The organism is Streptomyces sp. O3, from assembly GCF_054788135.1.
The window spans coordinates 21134-28070 of sequence record NZ_JBTVYK010000075.1 but is presented as its reverse complement, the minus strand read 5'-3'; the positions used below and the strand labels follow the sequence as shown (position 1 = coordinate 28070).

The window sequence follows — 6937 nt, the reverse complement described above, 5'->3', positions numbered from 1 at the left end:
CCCCCGGGGGGGGTCAGCCCCCGCCCGGGGGGTGTGTGGGGGGCCCGGGGGGTGCCCGGCGGGGGGGGGCGCGCGGCGCCCCGCGCCTCCTGGGCGGCCCAGAAGGCGCGCGCCTCGGCCAGTTCGCGCTCCCGCTCCTCGGCCAGGGCCTCGGTCACGGCGGTACGTATGGCGGACGCGTCGAGGGTGTCGCGGGCGCTGCGCGCGCCGGGCACGGCGGCGGGGGCGGCGTCGCGCTGCCGGGCGAGGCTCGCGGCGAGTTCGGCGCGCAGCGCGGTGATCTCGGCGAGCTGCTTGCGGAGCCCGTATACGGCGTGCAGGGCAGCGGCGCCCACGGCCGTGACGGCGGCGGTGGCGAGCAGCAGGGCAAGAGGCATGGCGCTCACTGACGTACTCCTGGTTTCAAGTCGACCCCCGACTTCCTACCTCAGCTTGTCGGAGGCGTCTCAATCGTGTCAGTGCATTAGGTCACGAAAGGGACAGGACCTGCGACTCGGCCTTTCGTCCCGGACAGCGCTGACCTGCGGGAACGGCCATCCTGCGGGATGAAGGTCACATCCTCGCGTAGATTCGGTCACGGCTGGGGCTCGGGAGGTGACGGGCGCTCCGCGTGGCGGGAAAGCGCCCCCGAGGAGAGCGTCGTGCGCCCCCCTCGGGGATCTCCAGGGCGTCGTCAGCTCAGCTCAGATCTGGCTCTCGGATCTGGCTCAGCTCGGATCTGGCTCTCGGATCTGGCTCAGCTCGGATCTGGCTCTCGGATCTGGCTCAGCTCAGGCGCTCGATGACCATGGCCATGCCCTGGCCGCCGCCCACGCACATGGTCTCCAGGCCGAACTGCTTGTCATGGAACTGCAGGCTGTTGATCAGGGTGGTGGTGATCCGCGCGCCGGTCATGCCGAAGGGGTGGCCGACCGCGATCGCGCCGCCGTTGACGTTCAGCTTGTCGAGGTCGATGCCCAGGTCCCGGTACGAGGGGATGACCTGCGCGGCGAACGCCTCGTTGATCTCGACCAGGTCGATGTCCCCGACGCCGAGTCCGGCCCGCGCCAGCGCCTGCTTCGAGGCCTCGACCGGCCCGTACCCCATGATCTCGGGCGAGAGGCCCGAGACGCCGGTGGAGACGATCCGGGCGAGCGGGGTCAGACCCAGCTCGCGGGCCTTGGTGTCGCTCATGATGACCAGCGCCGCCGCGCCGTCGTTCAACGGGCAGCAGTTGCCCGCGGTGACCAGGCCGTCGGGGCGGAAGACCGGCTTGAGGCCCTGCACGCCCTCCAGGGTGACCCCGGCGCGCGGCCCGTCGTCCTGGCTGACGACCGTGCCGTCCGGGAGCGTCACCGGGGTGATCTCGCGCTCCCAGAAGCCCTTGGCGATGGCCTGCTCGGCGAGGTTCTGGGACCGTACGCCGAACTCGTCCATGTCCTGGCGGGTGATGCCCTTGAGGCGGGCCAGGTTCTCGGCGGTCTGCCCCATCGCGATGTACGCGTCCGGGACCAGGCCGTCCTCGCGCGGGTCGTGCCAGGTCGCGCCCTCGCTCTCGGCGACCGCGGCGGTACGGGCCTCGGCGTCGGCGAACAGCGGGTTGTGAGTGTCCGGCAGGCCGTCGCTCGACCCCTTGACGGAGCGGGACACCATCTCCACACCGGCCGAGATGAAGACGTCGCCCTCACCGGCCTTGATCGCGTGCAGGGCCATCCGGCTGGTCTGCAGCGACGAGGAGCAGTAGCGGGTGACGGTGCAGCCGGGCAGGTGGTCCATGCCCATCTGCACGGCGACGATCCGGCCCAGGTTGTGGCCCTGCTCGCCGCCGGGCAGGCCGCAGCCGAGCATCAGGTCGTCGATGTCCTTCGGGTCGAGTCCGGGGACCTTGTCGAGCGCGGCCTGGACGATGGTCGCGGTCAGGTCGTCCGGGCGGAGTTCCTTGAGGGAGCCCTTGAAGGCCCGTCCGATCGGGGAACGGGCGGTGGAGACGATCACGGCTTCGGGCATCACGGGCTCCCTGGGTGTTCGGTGACTTGACTTCGCTTCGCTGTACGTCGCTGAGCAGGCACGACCGTGAGGGAAGTTACCCGTACGTACGGCAAAGGTCACCGCTCCCGCACTGTGACACCGGCCTCTTTTCTAAGCGTACGCTCAGTCAGCGTCTCGGGGGAGGGGGGAGGAGGGGGAGGGTGCGCGGGGGCCGCCGCACCTCCGGGCGGACCCGGAGGGCGGGACGACGGCGGTCCCCGCGCGGGACGCGGACGGCCGGGTCGGTACCGGCCGCCGCGCCCGTGGCGTCCAGGAGGTCCGGGAGCCGCTCCGGAGAGTCCTGCGCACGCCGCCTGGAGTCAGCCGGGCGGGGAGCCGCTCCCGCCCGCCGACGCCCTCTAAGGTGCCGGACGCGTGTTAAGCGCGTGCTGCGCGGACGTGTCCGGCCCGTACCGATTCCCCGAACCGCCGCCCGCCGTGGCGCGCGGGACGCGGTGGGTGTCCCGCGCGGGACACCCGCCGCGCTACTTGGCCGCGCCGCGGGCCAGGAAGGCCAGCAGGTCCTGGCGGCTGACCACGCCCTTCGGCTTGCCCTCGACCAGCACGATCGCCGCGTCCGCGCCCGCGCCCGAGGTGCCGCCGAGCACCGCCATCAGGTCGGCCACCGGCTCGCCCGAGCCGACCTGCGGCAGCGGCGGCGACATGTGCTTGTCCAGCGGGTCGTCCAGCGAGGCCCGCTGGGCGAACAGCGCGTCCAGCAGCTCGCGCTCCACGACGGAGCCGATCACCTCGGCCGCCATCACGTCCGGGTGCCCGGCGCCCGGCTTGACGATCGGCATCTGCGACACGCCGTACTCGCGCAGCACCTCGATGGCCTGGCCGACCGTCTCCTCCGGGTGCATGTGCACCAGGCTCGGCAGCCCGCCCTCCTTGTGGGTGAGCACGTCACCGACGCTGGAGGCCGGGCCCGCCTCCTCCAGGAAGCCGTAGTCCGCCATCCACTCGTCGTTGAAGATCTTGCTCAGGTAGCCGCGGCCGCTGTCCGGCAGCAGCACGACCACTACGTCGTCCTCGGTGAGCCCCTCGGCGACCTTCAGCGCCGCCACGACCGCCATCCCGCAGGAGCCGCCGACCAGCAGCCCCTCCTCCTTGGCCAGCCGCCGCGTCATCTGGAAGGAGTCCTTGTCGGACACGGCGACGATCTCGTCGGTCACCTCACGGTCGTACGCCGTCGGCCAGAAGTCCTCGCCGACGCCCTCGACCAGATACGGCCGCCCGGAGCCGCCGGAGTACACCGAACCCTCCGGGTCGGCCCCGACGATCCGCACCCGCCCGTCGCTGATCTCCTTCAGATAGCGGCCGGTGCCGCTGATCGTGCCGCCGGTGCCGATGCCCGCGACGAAATGGGTGATCTTCCCCTCGGTCTGCTCCCACAGCTCCGGGCCGGTGGTCTCGTAGTGCGAACGGGGGTTGTTCGGGTTGCTGTACTGGTCGGGCTTCCAGGCGCCGGGGGTCTCCCGCACCAGCCGGTCGGACACGTTGTAGTACGAGTCCGGGTGCTCCGGGTCGACGGCCGTGGGGCAGACCACGACCTCGGCGCCGTACGCCCGCAGGACGTTGATCTTGTCAGTGGAGACCTTGTCCGGGCAGACGAAGACGCACTTGTAGCCCTTCTGCTGGGCCACGATGGCGAGCCCCACACCGGTGTTCCCGCTGGTGGGCTCGACGATCGTGCCGCCCGGCTGAAGCTCTCCGCTGGCCTCGGCCGCCTCGATCATGCGCAGCGCGATGCGGTCCTTCACGGAACCGCCGGGGTTGAAGTACTCGACCTTGGCCAGGACGGTCGCCCTGAGGCCCTCGGTGACGTTGTTGAGCCTCAGCAGCGGGGTGTTGCCGACGAGACTGATCATCGAGTCGTGGAATCGCACCGTTGTCTCCGGATTCTCGATAGGAATGCGGTCAGCGTAAGCCGAATTCGAGCGAGGAGCGGCACACTCCCCGTCGAGTGCGCCGCGAGGGCGGGGTGGCGCGATTGACCGACCGCTCGTACGGGGCAAGGAGTTGGTGAACGGCTACGAGGAGGTGGCTTCGGCCCATGTCGAGAGCGAGGGTGGCGCGGCGGATCGCCGCGGGCGCGGCGTACGGCGGCGGCGGTGTCGGCCTGCTGGGCGCGGCGGCGGTGGGCCTGCTGCTCGCCGAGGTGCAACTGGCCAAGCGCTCGGTCGGCGGTGGTGACGCGTCGCACCCGCCGAGCGCCGACGGGCTGTACGGCAGAGCCCTCGCGGACGGGCACGGCCCGCTCCAGCTCGCGCCGCTGCGGCTGGCGCTACTCGGCGACTCGACGGCGGCGGGGCAGGGCGTACGCCGGGCGGGGCAGACGCCGGGCGCGCTGATCGCCCAGGGGCTCGCGGCGGTCGCGGAGCGCCCGGTGGAGCTGCGCAACGTGGCGCTGCCGGGGGCCCGGTCGGACGACCTGGACCGTCAGGTGACGCTTCTGCTGGCGAACTCCTCGGCCGTGCCCGACGTCTGCGTCATCATGATCGGCGCGAACGACGTCACCCACCGGATGCCCGCGACCACCTCCGTGCGCCACCTCGCCGCGGCGGTGCGGCGGCTGCGGACCGCCGGGGCCGAGGTGGTGGTCGGCACCTGCCCCGACCTGGGCTCGGTCGAGCAGGTCTACCAACCGCTGCGCTATCTGGCCCGGCGGGTGTCACGGCAGCTCGCGGCGGCGCAGACGATCGGCGTGGTCGAGCAGGGCGGCCGTACGGTGTCGCTGGGCGACCTGCTGGGCCCCGAGTTCGCGTCGAACCCGCGCGAGCTGTTCGGCCCGGACAACTACCATCCGTCCGCCGAGGGCTACGCCACCGCGGCGATGGCGGTCCTCCCGACCGTCTGCGCCGCGCTCGCCCTCTGGCCGGAGGAGGAGCGCCCGGACGTCTCGCGGGCCGAGGGCTTCCTGCCGGTCGCCCGTGCCGCCGCGGCGGCGGCGTCGGAGGGCGGCACGGAGGTCACGGCCGCGATGCCGACCGGGCCGCGCGGCCCCTGGGCCCTGCTCAAGCGCCGCCGCCGACGCCGTATCGAGACCCCGGAGCAGGAGTCGGTACCGGGCGCGGCGGGAGCGGGCTCCTAGCCCCCTAGCCCTCTAGCCCTCTAGCCCTCCCAGTCGGACTCGCCGGACCGGTCCTGGCGGCGGCCCCGCCCGAAGCGCGGGAACCCGCGGAGCGCGTGCACCGTGTTGACCCCCACGATCCCGGCCCAGGTCACGAACAGCCCGGAGAGTCCCGTGTTCACCGCGGCGATCGCGGACAGCGGGATCGCCAGGACCAGCGACACCATGCCGAACCCGAACCGTTCGCCCCAGCTGTCCACGGACCGCGGGGCGTGCGCGTCCCTGGCGTTCGCCATCTGCGCCTCGGCCAGCTGGCGTCGCACGCGGCGGTCGACCGTCGCGTTGAGCTGCTGTTCGACTTTCTCCAGGAACGACTCGAGGAGCGCGGACTCGTATTCCGCGCCGAGCTCCCTGCGGGTCTGCAGAGTGGCGTCCAGGTCCTTCTTGAGCTCAGCGTCACGGGCTTCCATGCACTCCACGCTACGAATCCGAGGCCCCGGCGTCAGTAGGGCTAACCCCCCGTTCGCCAGCGGACAGCCCCCTGGACCGATTCCAGGCTGCCCTACGCCTGGGTGCCGGTGCGCAAGACGGCGAACATCCCGCGGGCGTGAGCGCGCACTGGGCGCGTGAAATTCCGCTGGTGAAAGCGGATTTGCTGGTTCAGATGGTGCGACGCGCGCTCGGTGCTGTACGGTGACGGCGAAATCACGCTCCGTGAACACATGTACATAGGGCGGTCCTCGGCGGTGCGGGAACACCGGCCCGAGGACCTTCACCCAGCGAGTGGAATCAGAGGTCCACCGGGATGCTTCGGCATGTTATCGCGCCCACGCGGCGCTTCACCAAGGTCTCGCACGACGTCGTGCGCCATCCGCGTCTGAACAGCGACGCGAAGATCCTGCTCCTGTACGTGCAGGGGCTGCCGGACGACGCGACCGGCAAATCCCTCAGCGAGCACGCGGCCCGGCTCGGCCTCAAGGGCCGGGCGTACCAGCGCGCCAAGGAACTCCTCACCGTCTGCGGGTACTTGCACGAGTGGAGGTGGCAGGACGGGCGTGGCCGCTGGGCCACGGACCAGGTTCTCGGGAACGTCACCCTCACACGCGAGGACGCGGACCGGCTCCGGGACGGGCTGCCGCTCCCGAGTGCGCAGAAGCCGACGGTCGGTGAGCCGACCGCTCGGGTGGCCGGTGGCTCTCTACCGAAAGACGAAGAACGGGAGAAGAACTCTCCCCACCCACCTCCCGAAGCCGAGCCACAGCCGGAGCCGGAGCCGGAGCCGGAGTCGGAGTCGGAGGCGGAGGCGGACGCGACTCAGGGTGAGGCATCGTCCCCAGAACTCATCGAAGCCGAGCGCGTGTTGCTCTCCTTGCGGCATGCGCACCGTGACCTCTGGCTCGGGCTGCGCGAGGCGCGGAGCCTGGCTGGTGCCGCGGCGGAGTGGTTGCGGCGCGGCTGCTCGGCGGGCGAGCTGCGGCAGGCGATGACCAGTGGGCTGCCGCCCGGCGGGGTTCGCTCGGCGGCGGGGTTCGTGCGGCACCGGCTGGCGCAGAAGCTTCCGGTGCCGGAGTGGCCCGCACCTCAGAAGCCGACGGTGCCCCAGGTGTCACCGGCGGGGCTGGTCACCTGCGCCGGACCGGGCGAGGAGCACGTCTTCCGGCCTGTCAGCGACGAGACCTGCTGCGCGCGTTGCCGAGTCCGAGAGGCTGGGGACGGTCTGCCTCCGCGACCACCCGCCCAGGCTCTCACCTGGCGCGACCGGGTGGCTGCCACAACCGCCGAGGCCTCCTCCGACGCCTGACGCATGCGCCGTGGGGCAGGGGTTTCCGTGGTTGAGGTGCGCTCTGCGGGCGTACT

Annotated in this window: 5 protein-coding genes and 1 pseudogene; 2 read left to right on the top strand and 4 right to left on the bottom strand. The window is 71.9% G+C overall.

The features are described from left to right. The 3 genes and pseudogenes from ACX6XY_RS27655 to ACX6XY_RS27645 all read right to left on the bottom strand — a co-directional run. Positions 1-386, bottom strand: a pseudogene (locus ACX6XY_RS27655) (hypothetical protein); the annotation flags it as partial. 379 nt (positions 387-765) lie between these two features. Next, positions 766-1986: an acetyl-CoA C-acetyltransferase gene (locus ACX6XY_RS27650; RefSeq protein ID WP_460336476.1), complete on the bottom strand. Its 1221-nt coding sequence runs from the start codon at positions 1984-1986 to the stop codon at positions 766-768. Between the two features lie 506 nt (positions 1987-2492). Continuing rightward, positions 2493-3896: a cystathionine beta-synthase gene (locus ACX6XY_RS27645; RefSeq protein WP_460336473.1), complete on the bottom strand. Its 1404-nt coding sequence runs from the start codon at positions 3894-3896 to the stop codon at positions 2493-2495. Between the two features lie 167 nt (positions 3897-4063). Between ACX6XY_RS27645 and ACX6XY_RS27640 the strand changes: the two genes are divergently transcribed. After that, a complete protein-coding gene (locus ACX6XY_RS27640) occupies positions 4064-5101 on the top strand; it encodes an SGNH/GDSL hydrolase family protein (RefSeq protein WP_460336471.1) in 1038 nt (345 codons plus the stop codon). Between the two features lie 20 nt (positions 5102-5121). On the opposite strand, the gene ACX6XY_RS27635 is transcribed toward ACX6XY_RS27640, so the two are convergent. Then, complete coding sequence (locus ACX6XY_RS27635) at positions 5122-5550, bottom strand: hypothetical protein (RefSeq protein WP_460336469.1); 429 nt, start codon at positions 5548-5550, stop codon at positions 5122-5124. Positions 5551-5885: 335 nt separating this feature from the next. Here ACX6XY_RS27635 and ACX6XY_RS27630 point away from each other — a divergent pair, with 335 nt between their 5' ends. After that, entirely contained in the window at positions 5886-6881 is a 996-nt protein-coding gene (locus ACX6XY_RS27630) for a hypothetical protein (protein ID WP_460336466.1), read from the top strand. Positions 6882-6937: the final 56 nt, after the last annotated feature.